The sequence below is a fragment of the Vibrio sp. Vb1574 genome (assembly GCF_033338675.1).
Genome location: NZ_JAWOTC010000015.1, coordinates 43079 through 59811 on the forward strand (window position 1 = coordinate 43079; position 16733 = coordinate 59811).

16 protein-coding genes are annotated in these 16733 nt (G+C 44.0%); 14 read left to right on the top strand and 2 right to left on the bottom strand.

Annotated features, from left to right (window positions below):
* Positions 1-473 precede the first annotated feature (473 nt).
* The 13 genes from rbsD to vctC all read left to right on the top strand — a co-directional run bounded on the left by rbsD (position 474) and on the right by vctC (position 13086).
* Positions 474-893: a D-ribose pyranase gene (gene rbsD, locus R7O12_RS12255; RefSeq protein WP_005382620.1), complete on the top strand. Its 420-nt coding sequence runs from the start codon at positions 474-476 to the stop codon at positions 891-893.
* A gap of 23 nt (positions 894-916) precedes the next feature.
* A complete protein-coding gene (gene rbsA / locus R7O12_RS12260) occupies positions 917-2422 on the top strand; it encodes a ribose ABC transporter ATP-binding protein RbsA (protein WP_017820312.1) in 1506 nt (501 codons plus the stop codon).
* A complete protein-coding gene (gene rbsC / locus R7O12_RS12265) occupies positions 2419-3402 on the top strand; it encodes a ribose ABC transporter permease (protein WP_005382618.1) in 984 nt (327 codons plus the stop codon). The genes rbsA and rbsC overlap by 4 nt, the downstream gene beginning before the upstream one ends.
* An 87-nt stretch (positions 3403-3489) precedes the next feature.
* On the top strand, positions 3490-4368 hold the full coding sequence (rbsB, locus tag R7O12_RS12270; protein ID WP_005373143.1) for a ribose ABC transporter substrate-binding protein RbsB: 879 nt from the start codon (positions 3490-3492) through the stop codon (positions 4366-4368).
* A gap of 223 nt (positions 4369-4591) precedes the next feature.
* Entirely contained in the window at positions 4592-5509 is a 918-nt protein-coding gene (gene rbsK / locus R7O12_RS12275) for a ribokinase (protein WP_017820311.1), read from the top strand.
* A 35-nt stretch (positions 5510-5544) separates the two neighbouring features.
* Entirely contained in the window at positions 5545-6567 is a 1023-nt protein-coding gene (locus R7O12_RS12280) for a substrate-binding domain-containing protein (RefSeq protein ID WP_005373138.1), read from the top strand.
* A gap of 499 nt (positions 6568-7066) precedes the next feature.
* On the top strand, positions 7067-7798 hold the full coding sequence (pnuC, locus tag R7O12_RS12285) for a nicotinamide riboside transporter PnuC (protein WP_025767870.1): 732 nt from the start codon (positions 7067-7069) through the stop codon (positions 7796-7798).
* Between the two features lie 10 nt (positions 7799-7808).
* On the top strand, positions 7809-8540 hold the full coding sequence (locus R7O12_RS12290; RefSeq protein ID WP_005373131.1) for a nucleoside phosphorylase: 732 nt from the start codon (positions 7809-7811) through the stop codon (positions 8538-8540).
* A 134-nt stretch (positions 8541-8674) separates the two neighbouring features.
* On the top strand, positions 8675-9355 hold the full coding sequence (locus R7O12_RS12295) for a Crp/Fnr family transcriptional regulator (RefSeq protein WP_005382613.1): 681 nt from the start codon (positions 8675-8677) through the stop codon (positions 9353-9355).
* 163 nt (positions 9356-9518) lie between these two features.
* Positions 9519-10427: a siderophore ABC transporter substrate-binding protein gene (locus R7O12_RS12300; RefSeq protein ID WP_005376635.1), complete on the top strand. Its 909-nt coding sequence runs from the start codon at positions 9519-9521 to the stop codon at positions 10425-10427.
* A 22-nt stretch (positions 10428-10449) separates the two neighbouring features.
* Positions 10450-11385 carry an iron chelate uptake ABC transporter permease subunit VctD gene (gene vctD, locus R7O12_RS12305; RefSeq protein WP_017820306.1) on the top strand — a complete coding sequence of 312 codons (936 nt, stop codon included), beginning with the start codon at positions 10450-10452 and terminating at the stop codon, positions 11383-11385.
* Positions 11378-12328 carry an iron chelate uptake ABC transporter permease subunit VctG gene (gene vctG / locus R7O12_RS12310; protein ID WP_005376631.1) on the top strand — a complete coding sequence of 317 codons (951 nt, stop codon included), beginning with the start codon at positions 11378-11380 and terminating at the stop codon, positions 12326-12328. Before vctD ends, vctG begins: the two co-directional genes overlap by 8 nt.
* A gap of 2 nt (positions 12329-12330) precedes the next feature.
* Positions 12331-13086 (top strand): iron chelate ABC transporter ATP-binding protein VctC, encoded by a 756-nt coding sequence (gene vctC / locus R7O12_RS12315; RefSeq protein ID WP_017635379.1) that lies wholly within the window; start codon positions 12331-12333, stop codon positions 13084-13086.
* A gap of 42 nt (positions 13087-13128) precedes the next feature.
* On the opposite strand, the gene cueR is transcribed toward vctC, so the two are convergent.
* Both cueR and R7O12_RS12325 read right to left on the bottom strand, forming a co-directional pair.
* Positions 13129-13515: a Cu(I)-responsive transcriptional regulator gene (gene cueR, locus R7O12_RS12320; protein WP_005376627.1), complete on the bottom strand. Its 387-nt coding sequence runs from the start codon at positions 13513-13515 to the stop codon at positions 13129-13131.
* A gap of 87 nt (positions 13516-13602) precedes the next feature.
* Entirely contained in the window at positions 13603-14571 is a 969-nt protein-coding gene (locus tag R7O12_RS12325; RefSeq protein WP_053307613.1) for a helix-turn-helix domain-containing protein, read from the bottom strand.
* Positions 14572-14687: 116 nt separating this feature from the next.
* Between R7O12_RS12325 and R7O12_RS12330 the strand changes: the two genes are divergently transcribed.
* Positions 14688-16694, top strand: a complete 2007-nt coding sequence (locus tag R7O12_RS12330) for a TonB-dependent siderophore receptor (protein WP_318125881.1) — start codon at positions 14688-14690, stop codon at positions 16692-16694.
* The last annotated feature ends 39 nt before the right edge of the window (positions 16695-16733 follow it).

Consider the following 16733-nt stretch of genomic DNA (forward strand, 5'->3'; position numbering starts at 1 on the left):
TATGGTTCTTAGTTTCCGTTTGTGTCCCTACAAACGTCGCGTACCAGGTAAGGTACTGAACGGATGATGTGTTTTGGCAAATTGTAACCAGATTGTAAGGTGAGCGTTCTCCAAAATCAGGCAGCTATCTAAGAATTGTGATGACGTGAAAGGTTTCGAGCTTATTAACTAGAGGTTTTCTCAGTAGTTGGACGTCTCTTTTCCTCCCTCCCTGTATAAAACCTAACTGTAATGACAGGGAAATACCATCATCGAAACGTTTCGATGATAAAGTGTGACTCAAGTGCACTTTTCCTATTCAATGACAATTGAATTACAGATCATTCTCACACCTTATCGATCTCACACTGGTCAAATTGCGATGACGAATTATTATTTCATCGAAACGTTTCGATGAGTTTTCTGTTAATAACGAAAACACTTTAAAACAGGCGCTCATGGTTGTATGAACGTGTAACCGAAAGGTCGATGAGATGAAAAAAAGTACCCTAATTAACTCAGATATTTCTTACTTGGTGGCGACGCTAGGCCACACTGACGAGATCACGATATGTGATGCTGGTCTACCAATCCCAGAGCATGTTCAGCGAATCGATTTGGCGCTAACGCATGGGGTACCAAGTTTTCTTGATACTGTTCGCGTAATTCTATCTGAGTCCCAAATCGAAGGGGTCATCATTGCGGAAGAGTTCTCTGATGCAAGCCCAGTTTTGCATGAAGCGTTGCTCAACGAACTGAGCAAAGAGAGTGAAGAGACGGGCAAATCTATTGAGGTGAGCTACGTGTCACATGAAGCGTTTAAAGCACGCACGGCCCAAAGTCGCGCTATCGTAAGAACCGGCGAATGCTCGCCATATGCGAACGTTATTTTCCAAGCGGGCGTGGTTTTTTAAGCCAGAGATATTGAGGACAGATTATGACTCAAGCCATTCTACAACTAAGCGAAATTGAGAAGGCGTTTCCGGGCGTAAAAGCACTCGACAAAGCAAGCCTGAATGTTTATCCAGGCCGTGTTATGGCGCTGATGGGTGAAAATGGAGCAGGCAAGTCAACGTTAATGAAGGTGTTGACAGGCATTTACCACATGGATGCGGGGAGCATTCAATATCAAGGTCAGCCGGCGGCCTTTAAAGGTCCACGCGATTCACAGGAAGCTGGTATTAGCATTATTCACCAAGAGCTGAACCTGATTCCTGAACTGACGATTGCCGAAAATATTTACTTGGGACGAGAGTTCACTGGCTCCTTAGGGCGTATCCAGTGGGGCAAAATGTATGACGAAGCTGACAAGCTTTTAAAACGTCTGAATGTAAAGCACTCATCAAAAACATTGCTTGGCGATTTAAGCCTTGGTGAACAACAAATGGTGGAAATTGCAAAGGCACTTTCGTTTGAGTCGAAAGTCATCATTATGGATGAGCCAACGGACGCATTGACCGATACCGAAACGGAATCACTATTTAAAGTGATTAATGAGCTTCGCGAGCAAGGATGCGGCATCGTATACATTTCGCATCGTCTTAAAGAAATCTTTGAAATCTGTGACGACATTACCGTGCTTCGTGATGGTAAGTTTATCGGTGAGTGCAAGGTGTCCGACACTGATGAAGATGGCCTAATTGAAATGATGGTTGGCCGAAAATTAGAAGAGCAATATCCACGTATTGATGTCCAACATGGCGAAACTTGTCTTGAAGTCATTGGTTTGACTGGGTCTGGCGTTCAGGATGTGAGCTTTACTCTCAAGCGTGGTGAGATTCTTGGAATTTCTGGCTTGATGGGCGCAGGCCGCACTGAACTCATGAAAGTCATTTACGGCGCATTACCTAGTGAGCATGGTGTTATCAATCTTGATAACAAAACTATTAACCCGGTTAGCCCGCAAGATGGCTTGGCAAATGGTATCGCTTACATCTCTGAAGATCGCAAAGGCGATGGTTTGGTTTTAGGTCTTTCAGTTAAGGATAACATGTCACTTTGTTCGCTAAACCAGCTGACCAAAGGCTTCCAGATTCAACACAGCGACGAAGTGATTGCAGTGGAAGATTTTATTAAGTTATTCAACATTAAAACCCCAACGCGAGATCAAATCATCGGCAACTTATCTGGTGGTAACCAGCAAAAAGTTGCGATAGCGAAAGGGTTAATGACGAAACCTAAAGTTCTGATTCTGGATGAGCCGACACGTGGTGTTGATGTCGGAGCAAAAAAAGAGATTTATCAGCTCATCAACAAGTTTAAGGCCGAAGGCATGAGCATCATCTTGGTTTCTTCCGAGATGCCTGAAGTGCTCGGCATGAGCGACCGTATTTTAGTGATGCATGAAGGTCGTATCACCGGCGAATTTGATGCGAAAGACGCCGATCAAGAAAAATTACTCGCCTGTGCCGTAGGCAAAGAGATCAATGAGGAAGCAGCATGAGTACGAATACCATGAGCAAACCAACCGAAACTGGCAACAAGAAGTTGTTCACAAAAGAGTGGCTGATTGAGCAAAAATCACTGATAGCTTTGATCTTTCTGATCGTTGTTGTGTCATTTTTGAACCCGAACTTTTTTACGGTCGACAACATTCTCAACATTCTTCGTCAAACCTCCGTGAATGCCATTATCGCAGTGGGTATGACATTAGTTATTTTAACAGCAGGCATCGACTTAAGTGTTGGTTCGGTATTGGCATTGTGTGGTGCCTTTGCGGCAAGCATGATTGCGCTTGAGGTTCCGGTGCTGGTGGCGGTTCCAACTGCTTTAGTCGCAGGTGCAGCGTTAGGTGCGATCAGCGGTATCATTATTGCGAAGGGTAAGGTGCAGGCATTTATCGCTACGCTGGTTACCATGACGTTACTACGCGGTGTGACCATGGTGTACACCGAAGGTCGACCAATCTCGACAGGCTTTACTGACACCGCGGATGCGTTCGCATGGTTTGGTACTGGCTACGCGCTAGGCATTCCGGTTCCTGTTTGGTTAATGGTGGTTGTGTTCGCAGCGGCTTGGTATTTACTTAACCACACGCGCTTTGGTCGCTATGTTTACGCACTAGGCGGCAACGAGTCTGCGACTCGCCTATCAGGTATCAATGTAGACCGAGTGAAGATTGGTGTCTACGCCATCTGCGGTATGCTAGCAGCGCTTGCAGGTATTATCGTAACGTCTCGTCTTTCTTCGGCGCAACCTACAGCGGGTATGGGCTACGAGCTAGACGCTATCGCAGCGGTTGTTCTTGGCGGTACCAGCTTGATGGGCGGTAAAGGCCGTATCATGGGTACCTTGATTGGTGCGCTGATCATCGGTTTCTTGAACAATGCACTTAACCTACTTGATGTTTCTTCTTACTACCAAATGATTGCAAAAGCAGTGGTTATCTTGCTGGCGGTATTGGTAGACAACAAAAACAAGTAATTCATAACAATCTGTATATATAAAACAGTGAATACAAACCGAGTCAGGGGATGTGTACTGGCTCACCCTACACAAAGGACTAGAACGATGAAAAAACTTGCAACTCTTATCTCTGCTGCACTTCTTTCTTCAACCGTATCGGTAGCGGCGCAAGCTCAAGATACCATGGCGATTGTGGTTTCGACGCTAAACAACCCGTTCTTCGTAACGATGAAAGACGGTGCGGAAGCAAAAGCGAAAGAATTGGGGTACGACTTAATTGTACTGGACTCGCAAAATGACCCGAGTAAAGAACTGTCGAACATCGAGGATTTAAGTATTCGCGGCGTAAAAGCAATTCTTATCAACCCAACGGATTCTGATGCAGTGTCTAATGCAATTCGTATGGCGAACCGTTCTAAGATCCCTGTGTTGACATTAGACCGTGGTGCAAGCCGTGGTGAAGTTGTGAGTCACATCGCGTCGGACAACGTAATTGGTGGTGAAATGGCAGGCCACTACATCATGGAAAAAGTCGGCGAAAAAGCAAAAGTCATTCAACTTGAAGGTATTGCGGGCACATCGGCAGCGCGTGAGCGCGGTGAAGGCTTTATGAATGCCGTGAAGGGCAGCGATATGGATCTTCTTGCTAGCCAACCAGCTGACTTTGACCGCACGAAAGGTCTAAACGTAATGGAAAACCTGCTAGCGGCTAACCCGGATGTACAAGCGGTATTTGCACAGAATGATGAAATGGCGCTAGGTGCACTTCGCGCAGTTCAAGCTTCTGGCAAAGATGTCGTTATCGTTGGTTTTGATGGTACGGAAGACGGCATTGCAGCAGTTAACCGTGGCAAACTAGCGGCAACTATTGCTCAGCAACCAGACCTTATCGGTGCTTTAGGTGTTGAAACGGCTGACAAAGTTTTGAAAGGTGAAGAAGTAGAAGAGTACATCCCGGTACCACTAAAAGTAGTCACTAAGTAAGTTTTTAGTTCCAATAAATCATCCTAATTTTTGCTCTCTCCTCCGTTTATATCTGTCGTTTAGGAGGTGAGGGCAAACTTACCCAAAATACTGCAAAGTGTGGGGTATAGATGCCTTTGGCTTTTTGTCGAGACTCCTTCATCAGGAAGAGAAGTTAAAGTCATCTAATGTATTTTCCTAAACAGTTTTTAAAAAGGGTTCATTCAGAACCGAGGATAACCGTATGAATAAGTTAGTGGTGTTAGGTAGTGTAAACGCTGACCATGTTCTTCAAGTGCCTTCTTTCCCTCGCCCAGGCGAGACGCTGCATGGTCGCAACTATCAAGTTATCCCAGGTGGCAAAGGTGCCAACCAAGCCGTCGCGGCGGCGCGATTAAATGCAGACATAGGTTTTATCGCTTGTGTGGGCGACGACTCATTCGGCATTAACATTCGCGAAAACTTCAAAATGGACGGCATCGATATCACTGGTGTGAAGATGCAGCCAAATTGCCCGACAGGTATCGCGATGATTCAAGTGTCGGACAGTGGGGAGAACAGCATTTGCATTTCAGCTGAAGCGAACGCCAAACTGACAGCAGAAGCGATTGAGCCAGATTTAGAGCGTATTCGCCAAGCAGATTACTTGCTAATGCAATTGGAAACGCCGATGTGCGGCATTGAGAAAGCTGCGCGTGTAGCGAAAGATGCCAAAACCAACGTAATTTTGAATCCTGCGCCAGCTCGTGAATTGTCAGATGAATTACTGTCTTACATTGACGTGATTACGCCAAATGAAACGGAAGCTGAAGTTCTGACAGGTATTACTGTAACAGACAACGAAAGCGCGCAAGAAGCGGCGAATGTGCTACATGGTAAAGGTATAGAAATTGTCATGATCACACTCGGTGCAAAAGGCGTTTGGCTAAGCCAAAACGGTCGAGGCGAAATCATCTCGGGTTTCCGCGTTGAAGCGACGGATACTACCGCAGCGGGCGATACATTTAATGGGGCATTCGTCACTGGTCTCCTAGAAGGTTTACCTTTAGAATCAGCGATTAAGTTTGCACATGCGGCGGCTGCAATTTCTGTGACCCGCTTTGGCGCGCAAACGTCGATTCCAACCCGCGAAGAGGTGGACGCGTTTCTCGCTGAACAATAAGGCGCACAACGCCTCATTAAAATAGGAGTAGTAACATGGCGACGATGAAAGACATCGCAAAACTGGCAGGGGTTTCCACTTCAACAGTGAGCCATGTTATTAACAAGACGCGTTTTGTGAGCGAAGAGATCTCTGAACGCGTTAACAATGCCGCAAAAGAGCTTAACTACTACGCGCCCTCTGCGTTGGCGCGTAGCCTCAAAGTTAATCGTACCAAAACCATTGGTATGCTCGTGACAACCTCAACCAACCCATTCTTTGGCGAAGTCGTAAAAGGCGTCGAACGCAGCTGCTACCAAAAAGGCTACAGCCTCATTTTATGTAACACCGAGGGTGATAACGAACGTATGCGTCAATCCATTAATACGCTATTGCAAAAGCGTGTCGATGGTTTGATCTTGATGTGCTCGTCGCTAGAAGGAGAGCGTATCGATGTATTTGAGCGTTACCCAGATATCCCAGTTGTGGTAATGGACTGGGGGCCGATGCTATTTACAAGCGATAAAATCCAAGACAACTCACTTCGTGGCGGTTACTTAGCGGCGAAATACTTAATTGATTGCGGCCATACCGAAATTGGGTGCATCACTGGCCCTTTGATTAAACACCAAGCGCAAATGCGATACGAAGGTTATAAGCGAGCAATGAACGAAGCGGGCTTGGAATTTAATGCCAATTGGATCATTGAATCGGACTTCGAATGTGAGGGTGGGTATCAAGCGTTCAAAAAAATGGCTCAACGTGGCGCATTACCCAGCTCGATTTTCGTCTCTAACGATATGATGGCGATGGGTGTGATTAACGCCGCAAATGAGCTCGGTATTAAAGTGCCGGACGACCTATCCATTATTGGTTACGATGACATCCATATCGCGAAATTTATGTCGCCATCGCTAACTACCATTCATCAGCCTAAGTACCGTTTGGGGCAGGCTGCCGTTGAGACTCTTGTCCGAAAGTTGGATGAAAAATCAACAGAGGCACAGGTCGTACAATTAGAGCCGACTCTAGTGGAACGAAAAAGCGTCAAGAGGTTAAAGTCAAACCTCACTGAATGACGTGTGATGTTGAGCTAAAAAATTAAAAAAGTCGTTTCTCTTTATACGATAAAGCCTTACTATCGTCGTTGATTATAAATAAAACTATTAATTGTTGTCTGGCGGATTAGTCAAATGTTATCAAAAGGTTACGCTAAGTTATCTGTAAAACACCCTTGGTTTCACCGAGTTAATGTTATTACAGTTGTATTGATTTTTTTTGTGAGCTGCTATCAGCTACTGGTTAATGAAGCATTTGAGTACGCAATTGGCTTTATTATTACACTTTTGGCGTCAGCTTTATTTGCATCAGCTTCTGCATTCAAAAAACGCTATCTAGGCTTGGATTCATAGGCACGTCTATTTCCAACATCGTTCAATAGCATCATTTATTGCTTTCAAGTAAACATTGAACTGAATTATGATCGAGTGCATCAAGAGGAGGACAAATGTCCTCCTTTTTGTTGGGGATCACGCTCTAATATAAGCGTATTCCAAACAAAATAATAAAGGACATGTTATGGACCTCTTTGCCTTACTCGATATTAATAATACTCTCGTTAACATTCCGATTGGCGACGGCTACGCAATGAGCTGGATCGAAGCTTTCGGTACCGTTTTTGGACTGCTTTGCATTTGGTTTGCCAGCCAAGAAAAAACCATCAACTACTTATTCGGTTTGCTGAATGTCACGCTTTTTGCCGTTATCTTTTTTCAAATTCAGTTATACGGATTATTGCTTCTTCAATTGTTTTTCTTCTGTGCGAACATTTACGGCTGGTATGCGTGGACTCGTCCAAACGCACAAGGTGAAACGCTGGAGGTTCGCTGGTTAAATAAACAGAAACTTATTACTACTGCCTCTATTAGCGTTGCATGTATCGCATTATTAACGATCTATATCGACCCATTTTTCTTTGCGCTAGCAAACATTGCTGTTGATAGCTTGAATCTCTTTGGTGCTGGCTTGGCTGAACCGGTGCTTGAACCTGACGCGTTCCCGTTCTGGGATGCAACCATGACAGTACTTTCTGTTGTTGCACAAATTCTGATGACACGTAAATACGTCGAAAACTGGATTCTATGGGTTGTGATTAATATTATCAGTGTGGGTATCTACGCGACGCAAGGTGTTTACGCAATGTCTGTTCAGTACGCGATTCTTATGTTCATCGCTGCCAATGGCACGCGTGAGTGGGCTCGTAGCGCTAAGCGCAATGGCGATAAAACCTTAGCGCACGCTGCTGCGTAAGGAACGAAAAATGGCCAAACAACCTCATATCGGAGTGGATGAAACACAAATCGCTCCCCTCGTTATTGTATGCGGCGAGCCAGATCGAGCGAATCGTATCGCGGTATTATTTGATGATGCAGAAATGGTGTCGGAAAACCGCGAGTACCGTGTGTTTACCGGCAACTACAAAGGCAAGCCTGTTTCAGTATGTAGTACAGGTATAGGTGCGCCATCGATGATCATCGCAGTGGAAGAGCTAAAACAGTGCGGTGTGACTCATGTGGTACGCGTTGGATCGGCGGGGGCAATGCAATCAGGCATTCATCTTGGCGAGTTGATCATTGCCGAAGGCGCGGTAAGAGATGAGGGCGGCTCTAAAGCGTATGTCGATTCGTCTTATCCAGCCTACGCAAGCTTTTCACTGTTAAAGGAAGTTGAGCGTTACTTGTCGATGCAAAAAGTGCATTATCATTTTGGTGTGGTGCGTTCTCACGACAGTTTCTATACCGATGACGAGGATGCAATATGCCAACATTGGAACAAGAAAGGCATCTTAGGTGCCGATATGGAAACCTCTGCGCTGTTTACGGTCGGTCGACTACGAGGCCTTCATGTGGCTTCGATATTAAACAACGTGGTGCTGTATCAACAAGATGTGAAAGAAGGTGTTGGTCAGTACGTTGATGAGGCCAAAGTAATGATGCAAGGTGAGAAGAGTGCCGCGATTACGGCATTAGAAGCCTTGGTTGCTCAGCGTTAGCCAGTCTCTATCTCAGTAAGTCACATAAACAGAATAGATGTAAAGCGACAGGTCACTGTCGCTTTTTTATTTGGAGTTACGGGGTACAATCCACCTTAAATAGTTGTCCGTAACTTTTTCTGAGAGAGCAGAAAATGAAAATCAGCCCTTATCCGACTGGTCGCTTCAAAACATACCTTGAAGAAAAGAGTGCCACCTTTCGCGATTTGATTTATCAATGCCAAATAAATTCGCGTTACTTTGATGCTGGGGAAGCAATTCTCCGCCAAGGTGAGCAACTTCAGTACTTGTATGTTGTGCCAGTAGGTCGAGTCTCGATGAACATATTGGCCGCAAATGGACGACGTTTTCAATTAGGGGAAGCTAACTGCGACTATCATATTTATGGTGAAATGGAGTTCTTCACTCAGACTCCTTGTCAATGGAATGTGATAGCAGATGAACATATGCAGGTTGATGTTATCTGTATCCAAAAACTAACCGAAGCACTGCAAAATCATCCCCAAATGATGGTGTTCTTCGCTTCAGCATTGGCTGAGGATTATCAAGACTCCATGGATATCTACACTAACCGTTTGTTGCATCCCATTACTTACAACATTGCCTATGATCTTCTCGTCCGTAATCAGACGGATAAGTTGCTTGGTGGTTTTGATAAAGTGAACCAAGAGGCTGAGCGGTTTGGTACCTCAGGCCGAGTCTATCGACGTGCAGTTAAGGACTTGATTGAAAAGGGATTGATTACAAAAACGGACAACGGTTTGGAGATTATTGATGAGCTGGCACTCAAAGCGTTTATTGAAGCGCATGAATGATACGCCCAGGTATTGGAACTGATGGGTTTTATAAGTCTTTGATATATCTAAGTCTTGAGTAAACGTAACTAATGTAAAGTACCTTAAATTTTGTTGAATGCATTAAAGAGTAGCGTTATATTGCGAACGCGTATGATAATAGATCTCATTAAGGCTTAACAAAATGAAAAAATTCGTTGGTGCGGCTATGCTGTCGTTATTTACTGTTTCTCCTTCTTTCGCTGCTAAAGTTGTGATTGACCACTACATGGGTCAAACAGAGCTAGAACAATCCCCAGAGCGTGTGGTTGTGATTGGCTTTGGCCCGCTAGATGCGTTGGACAACTTTGGTATCGATCCTGTTGCAGTATCTAACTCTTCTAATCTTCCTAGTTACCTTTCAAAATACAGCAAAGATAACTACACCTCTGCGGGTAGTTTGTTTGAACCTGATTTTGAAACCATCTACATGCAAAAACCGGATTTGATTTTGGTTGGTCCGCGAGCGTCTGCGAAATATGAAGAGCTGAGTGAAATTGCCCCTACAGTTGTTTTTGCTGCGAAAGAGAACCAAGGCTATTGGGAAGGCACGCAAGCGCAATGGCGCAATATTGGTAAGATCTTCAATATCGAAGAAAAAGTAGAGCAGAAAATTGAAGCGCTAGATGCTCAATTTAAAGCAATCCGTGACTACAACCAATCGAACAAAAATGATGCATTAACGATTTTGAGCATGGGTGACAACATCAGCGCGTTTGGTGCCCAGTCGCGATTTGGCGTCATTTATAACGACTTTGGCTTCTTGGAAACGGTTGAGCACGTGAAAACGGGCACTCACGGAGATGTCATTTCTTATGAGTTTATTCGTGAAGCTAACCCGAAAAATATTCTCGTGGTTGACCGAAATTCTCTGACAGGTACGCCGGATAACGATATTCGTAAATCCATGGATAACGACTTAGTCAAAGCGACTGCGGCATATAAAAATCATAAAATCACTTATTTAGATGTGGACGCGTGGTACTTGTCGATGTCTGGTGTGACAGCAACAGAAAAAATGGTCAGTGAGATAAAGCAAACCGTTGAACTGTAATCCAAGATAGCAGAGGTTAACTTTGAAGAAGTTATTGCTAACCCTTGTGGTTTTAAGCACGGTTTCGTTATTTGTTGGGGTGGCAAACATGACGCCCCAACAACTCTTTTCAGGTGATGAGAAAGCATTAGAACTTTTCTTTACCAGCCGTATACCACGTTTATTTGCCATATTGCTTGCTGGTGCTGGCTTGAGTATTGCGGGTCTTGTCATGCAGCAAATCAGCCAGAACCGATTTGCGGCACCTTCTACAACTGGTACGATCGAATGTGCCATGCTGGGCTATGTACTGAGCGTGGTTTTCTTTGGTAATGATAATCACCTTTGGCTCGTGTTCGGCATCTCGGTATTTGGGACGCTGGCGTTTGTTTTCTTTATTCAGCGCATTCAATTTAAGAGCGTGGTTTTTGTGCCACTTGTCGGGATTATTTTCGGCAATGTCATCCAATCCATGACTACGTTTATCGCTTACAAATATGATGCACTTCAAAGTCTGAATGCTTGGACAGTCGCAAACTTCGCCAACATCTTGCGTGGTGATTTTGAACTGCTGTACATCGCGGTACCAATGGTTATCCTCAGCTATCTTTTTGCCGCAAGGATCTCTGCCGTAGGTATCGGAAAAGATTTCGCGATTAACTTGGGTTTGAATTATCAGCAGGTTGTGACGATTGGCGTGCTATTGGTGTCCATCATGTCAGCAAGTGTCGTGATGATTGTTGGCCAGTTGCCATTCTTAGGGCTGATTGTACCGAATCTCGTGAGTCACTTTTATGGCGATAACCTCAAAAAGAACATTCCGCTTACGGCCATGTATGGGGCCATTTTAGTGTTGTGTTGCGATTTGGTGAGTCGTTTAATTATTTTCCCTCATGAAATGCCAATCTCTATCGTGATTAGCATATTGGGTGGCGTGGTATTCATCGCTATGTTGTTGCGAGGTAAGCAACATGCGTGATTCAACGAAAATCCTGCTGCTAGGTGGCATTGCGATTCTTTTCGCGTGTCTGTTTATTGGTATTGGGCTAACGGCTGACAACTACCAATATTTTTTGTCTCGTAGAGTTCCTAAAGTATTGGCGATAGTGCTAGCGGGTGTGGCCATTGCTCAGTCTTCACTTGTATTTCAAACCATTACGCACAACCGAATTTTAACGCCAAGTATCATGGGTTTTGATGCGCTGTATGTGTTAACCCAAATTTTGATCGTGTTGATTTTTGGTGGGTTGAGTACCTTAGTTCTTAACTTGTACGTCAATTTCGCGATTGCAGTAATTGTAATGGTGTCGTTTTCGCTACTGCTGTTTGGGTTTTACTTTTCAAAAGGAAGCAAGAACTTGATTACGTTGCTATTGGTCGGCTTGATCTTTGGTCAGCTATTTTCCAATGCGGCGTCATTCTTTTCTTTGCTGATGGACCCAAACACATATGCAATTGTTCAGTCGAAACTGTACGCCAGTTTCAATAATGTCAAAGTGAACTTGGTTTACTTTAGTGCTCCGGCTTTGATGTTTGCATGTTGGTTGTTGTTTAGGATGCATCGCACTTTAGATGTGTTTTGGCTCGACCAAGACAATGCGAAAAGCTTGGGTGTTGATGTACCTAAAGTGACGAGAAATGTGTTTATTATCTCGGCGGTTTTGATTGCTATTTCTACGGCTTTGGTAGGGCCAATCATGTTCTTTGGTTTACTAGTGACCAACTTAAGCCGAGAAATGTTCCGAAGTTACCAACATAAAACGCTATTGGTCGGATGTTCGTTTCTATCCATCAGTTCATTACTTGCTGGGCAATGGATAATCGAAAACGTGTTCAGTTTTGAGACGACGTTGAGTGTCGTAATTAACTTTATCGGCGGTGCGTATTTCTTATACCTGCTGCTGAAAAACAAAGTTGTATAAATATGATAGTAATAGACAAATTAACGAAGGCTTTCGGTTCAAACAAAGTCGTAGACGAGGCCAATACTCAGTTTGAAAAGGGCAAGGTAACATCGATTATCGGTCCAAATGGCGCGGGAAAGAGCACGCTGTTATCTATGGCCTCGCGCTTAACGGAGCGAGATGGCGGTAGTGTTATCATTGATTGCAAGGAAATCGCGGAATGGGACACAAAAGAGCTAGCGAAAAAACTGGCAGTACTTCGCCAAGCTAACTCGATTACAATGCGGTTTACCGTAAAAGAGTTAGTCTCTTTTGGTCGTTTCCCATACTCTAAAGGAAATCTGACTAAAGAAGATCATGAGGTCATAGAACAAGCGATCGACTACTTAGATTTGCAAGATATTCAAGACAAATACTTGGATGAATTAAGTGGTGGTCAGCGACAGCTTGCATTTATTGCTATGGTGATTGCACAAGATACAGATTATGTCTTTCTTGATGAGCCTCTTAATAACTTAGATATCAAACACTCTCTTCAGATCATGAAAGTTGTGCAGCAGTTAGCCCATGACATGAATAAAGCCATGGTGGTCGTGATTCATGATATTAATTTCGCGGCGTGTTACTCAGATGTCATATTGGCGCTTAAGAAAGGCAAGGTTGTGGCGAGTGGTGCGGTTGAAGAGGTTATTCAAGCGTCTACGCTAGAGGACATCTACGAAACGCCATTTAACATCATAGAGTTAAACGGTAAGCGCATGTGTACTTATCATTAAGCGAGCTAGTTCGTTTTTAACGAGATCAATAGATAGGCGGGCTTACTTGGTGAGCTCGTCTATGATTGGGCATCGGCTCTCTGCATCTCCAGGACAAGAAGAAACCCAACCTTCAAGTTGCGTTTTGATCTCCATGAGGTGTGCAATTTTTTCTTCAACCTCTCTCAGTTTGTCCATGGTTCTTGCTTTTACTTCGCTACTTTTGCGGTTGGGGTTATGAGCAAGTTGTACGAACTCTTTGCATTCTTGCAACGAAAAGCCTGCGCTTTTTGCGCGTGATACCAAGTTAAGCTCTTGAATATGATTATCTGAATATTCGCGATAGCCAGAGTCGCTACGCGCTGGTGGAGATATGATCCCTTTGTCTTCATATAATCGAATCGACTTAGATGAAAGCCCTGTGAGCTTCGCGACAGCACCAATATTCATGTTTAACCTCCATAACGTTTAAGGCGAGTATATACCGATGTTGTGGATAAGACACTCCTAAATAACAGTCAGTTACCTAGAGTCCCCTTACTCTTTAATCACTTCATGTGGTGGCACACCAAATGCCTTTTTGAAGGCATAAGTGAAGTTAGAAGGGTGGTGGTATCCGGCTTCATAGGCGGCTTCTGTTATCGTCACTAGGCCACGTTCCAAATGTTGCCTAGCAATCTCAAGACGTCGAAAACGAATGTAGCCGTTTATGGTCATATTAAGTGATTGTTTAAATCGGCGCTGCAGGTTTGAAACACTCATTGAGAATTGGCTCGCCAACTTTTCCAAGCGTAGTTCTTGATCAAGGTGAGTTTCAATATAGCTGACAATATCCTCAATCCGACCATCAATGTGTCGTTCAATACTGCTGTTTTTAGCACTGAAATTCTTAGGAATTTGCTTGGTGGCTTGATGTAATATTTGATAGATCAAGCTTTCGACTTCTAGCTTCTCTTGGAACTCTTGCGGTGTTTCTCTATTTGTTAACGTTTCAGCCAGTTCGCATAGCGTCTGGTTAAGCTCCAACTGTTGAAACGCCTGATGAGAGTTAAAAAAGGCTCGATGGCTACAATTTTGCTCAAGGCGGGCCTCTAGCCATTGGGGCTTAACCAATATGTTGATCTTATTAATGAGGTTATCTTTGAGCAGTGAACGACGAAAATTTGCAGGTTTGAGTAAGTTCACCACTACACCCTTAGGGCCGTCGCTCGCGTCTAAATCAAATTGCAAATCGTCGTAGCCAAACGAGAGTCTACCTTCTAAAAGAATAGTGACCAGCAGTGAGGCGTGTGCAGTAGAAACAATATTCGAATCAATAAGTTCTAGACAACGCCCGCCATGAACAAAAATTTGATCATTGTACTGATATGATAGGAACTTACCTTCGGCCAGTTGAGTTTGACAAGGTTGGCCTTGCGTGACAATCCATTGTTTCTCTGTCGCCTCTAGTCTTTGGGTTAAAGCTATCTTGGCAATTTTTGTTCGTTTTGTTGTGACTTCCTGCATTTGACACTTCCTCATAACACTTGTGCGATTTCGCATAACCAAATCGCCTTTGTATTTATAAAACTCATGCTTATTATACCTGAGAATTATTATCATTAATATTTAGGAATTAAGTTATGGAAAGCCCTGCTTGTTCACCTATCAAGCTTTCAAGCCTTTGCCTTGCAGTGGGAATGGCGCTATCAACCCCTGTTTTAGCTCAAGATACTGAGTCACATTTTGAAGAGGTCGTTGTATGGGGAACGAAAGTTTCCAGCAACACTGAGTCGATGTTTGCGGACGACATGTCACTGAAGCAAGCGGATCACATGTCTGATTTACTGCGCGATATTCCTGGTGTAGATGTTGGTGGAACACACTCTGTGAATCAACGTATTACGATTCGTGGTTTGAGCGAAACCGATTTGGACATTCGTCTTGACGGAGCTTCTCAGCATGCGAGTATGTTCCATCATATTGGTAACTTGACGTTGAACCCTGACATTCTCAAATCTGCGGACATTCAGGTAGGTAATAACTCTGTGACTCAAAACGGGTTAGGCGGTTCGGTCTACTTTGAAACGAAAGACGCTCGTGACTTACTTCGTTACGATGAAAAGTTTGGTGCGCGTGTTTATGGCGGCTATGCATCCAACGACAACCAACAAGGTTCGTTGACACTGTACGGACTTTTGTCCGAAAACATTGATGCGATGGTCTATGGCCATTACGTTACGCGTGATGATTTTGAAGATGGTGATGGCAATAAAACCTACGGTGCTGCAGGTGATGTTTACAACATTCTGGCTAAGCTGGGGTATGAACTAAATGACATCCATCGTTTTGAGCTCTCTTATGACATGTACCGAGACAGTGGAGATTACAGTCCGCGTCCTGATATGTCGGGTAGTGCAAATAATAGCCTGTCGAGCAAGTTACTTATCCCTACGGATTATGACCGCGATACCGTTACCTTGAGTTACGAGTTGCGAGGCGAACAACACCAAGGAAACGTCACTCTTTATAATACCGAGACAGAAATTAAACGTGACGAAACGGTGATGGCCCCTCGTTGGCCCTCGAACCGTTTATCAAAGAACACCGCCAAAAACCAAAACTTTGGTTTGAATGGCAAATTCCAGTCAGATGTTATGTTAGGTGAGTTTGATAATCGAGTCACTTATGGCTTCGACTACATGGATAAAACGTCTTCGAGTTACTACGGTAGTCGTAAGTTTATGGACGAATCGGCGATTTCAACCGCACTGTTTGTAGAAGATCAGTTCTTCTTCTCTGATGCCTTCTTTATTACTGCAGGTATGCGCTTTGATGATTACAAACGCAAAGCTGAGACAGGAAACAGTAATTATGATGATGTGACTTGGGCTCTAGCAGCAGAATGGGCGGTGACGCAAGATTGGACGTTGTTTGCGAGTGCACGCTCTCTATTTAAAGGTCCAGAGCTAATGGAAACCTTTATTGCTTACCAAGACGTTGCATTTTTAGAGGATGGGTTAAAGCCAGAAACGGGATTGAACACGCAGGGTGGTGTTCGTTTTGATAAAACCTTTGATAAGCATTTCTTTGGGGCGAATATTACGGTATTCCAAACGGAAATTGATGATTACATTGCAGATCAGTACCAAAACGCGACTCAAACTTACCTGATTTACAACTTAGGTGATGTTGAGATTAAAGGCTTTGAAGCAAGTGTTTCTTATGGTTACGACAAGTTTAACAGCAAACTTTCTTACTCTAAGTCGGACACCAAAAACAAGAATACTGGTGGTCCTGTTGCTGGGGGCAATGGGCGTAGCATTGATATGGGTGATAGCATTGCTCTAACTTTGGATTACCAGTCAGACGTTTTAGAAACGATCTTCGGGTGGAACTCAATGTTTGTTCTAGAGGAAGACAACGTCTTTGATGGTCAGCCAAAGAAAGCAAGTTATGATGTGCATAATCTATACGCTCAATGGGTGCCGTCTGATATTGATGGGCTGTCGGTGACCTTTGGTATTGATAATGTATTTGACGAGTTGTACAGCTCTCATGCGTCTCGTTCGGGGACTGCACGTGGCTTCACGCTTGATGACTACGAGCCGGGTCGCAACTTCAAGCTCTCTGCAGCTTATCAATTCTAACAAGGTTCTTCATAGGACGTTTCAAAGTAACGAGTAAGT

What these genes read in the sequence shown, in the direction of transcription:
- rbsD (WP_005382620.1), top strand. Translation starts at nt 474, where the DNA reads ATGAAAAAAAGTACCCTAATTAACTCAGATATTTCTTACTTGGTGGCG.
- rbsA (WP_017820312.1), top strand. Translation starts at nt 917, where the DNA reads ATGACTCAAGCCATTCTACAACTAAGCGAAATTGAGAAGGCGTTTCCG.
- rbsC (WP_005382618.1), top strand. Translation starts at nt 2,419, where the DNA reads ATGAGTACGAATACCATGAGCAAACCAACCGAAACTGGCAACAAGAAG.
- rbsB (WP_005373143.1), top strand. Translation starts at nt 3,490, where the DNA reads ATGAAAAAACTTGCAACTCTTATCTCTGCTGCACTTCTTTCTTCAACC.
- rbsK (WP_017820311.1), top strand. Translation starts at nt 4,592, where the DNA reads ATGAATAAGTTAGTGGTGTTAGGTAGTGTAAACGCTGACCATGTTCTT.
- R7O12_RS12280 (WP_005373138.1), top strand. Translation starts at nt 5,545, where the DNA reads ATGGCGACGATGAAAGACATCGCAAAACTGGCAGGGGTTTCCACTTCA.
- pnuC (WP_025767870.1), top strand. Translation starts at nt 7,067, where the DNA reads ATGGACCTCTTTGCCTTACTCGATATTAATAATACTCTCGTTAACATT.
- R7O12_RS12290 (WP_005373131.1), top strand. Translation starts at nt 7,809, where the DNA reads ATGGCCAAACAACCTCATATCGGAGTGGATGAAACACAAATCGCTCCC.
- R7O12_RS12295 (WP_005382613.1), top strand. Translation starts at nt 8,675, where the DNA reads ATGAAAATCAGCCCTTATCCGACTGGTCGCTTCAAAACATACCTTGAA.
- R7O12_RS12300 (WP_005376635.1), top strand. Translation starts at nt 9,519, where the DNA reads ATGAAAAAATTCGTTGGTGCGGCTATGCTGTCGTTATTTACTGTTTCT.
- vctG (WP_005376631.1), top strand. Translation starts at nt 11,378, where the DNA reads ATGCGTGATTCAACGAAAATCCTGCTGCTAGGTGGCATTGCGATTCTT.
- vctC (WP_017635379.1), top strand. Translation starts at nt 12,331, where the DNA reads ATGATAGTAATAGACAAATTAACGAAGGCTTTCGGTTCAAACAAAGTC.
- cueR (WP_005376627.1), bottom strand. Translation starts at nt 13,515, where the DNA reads ATGAATATTGGTGCTGTCGCGAAGCTCACAGGGCTTTCATCTAAGTCG.
- R7O12_RS12325 (WP_053307613.1), bottom strand. Translation starts at nt 14,571, where the DNA reads ATGCAGGAAGTCACAACAAAACGAACAAAAATTGCCAAGATAGCTTTA.
- R7O12_RS12330 (WP_318125881.1), top strand. Translation starts at nt 14,688, where the DNA reads ATGGAAAGCCCTGCTTGTTCACCTATCAAGCTTTCAAGCCTTTGCCTT.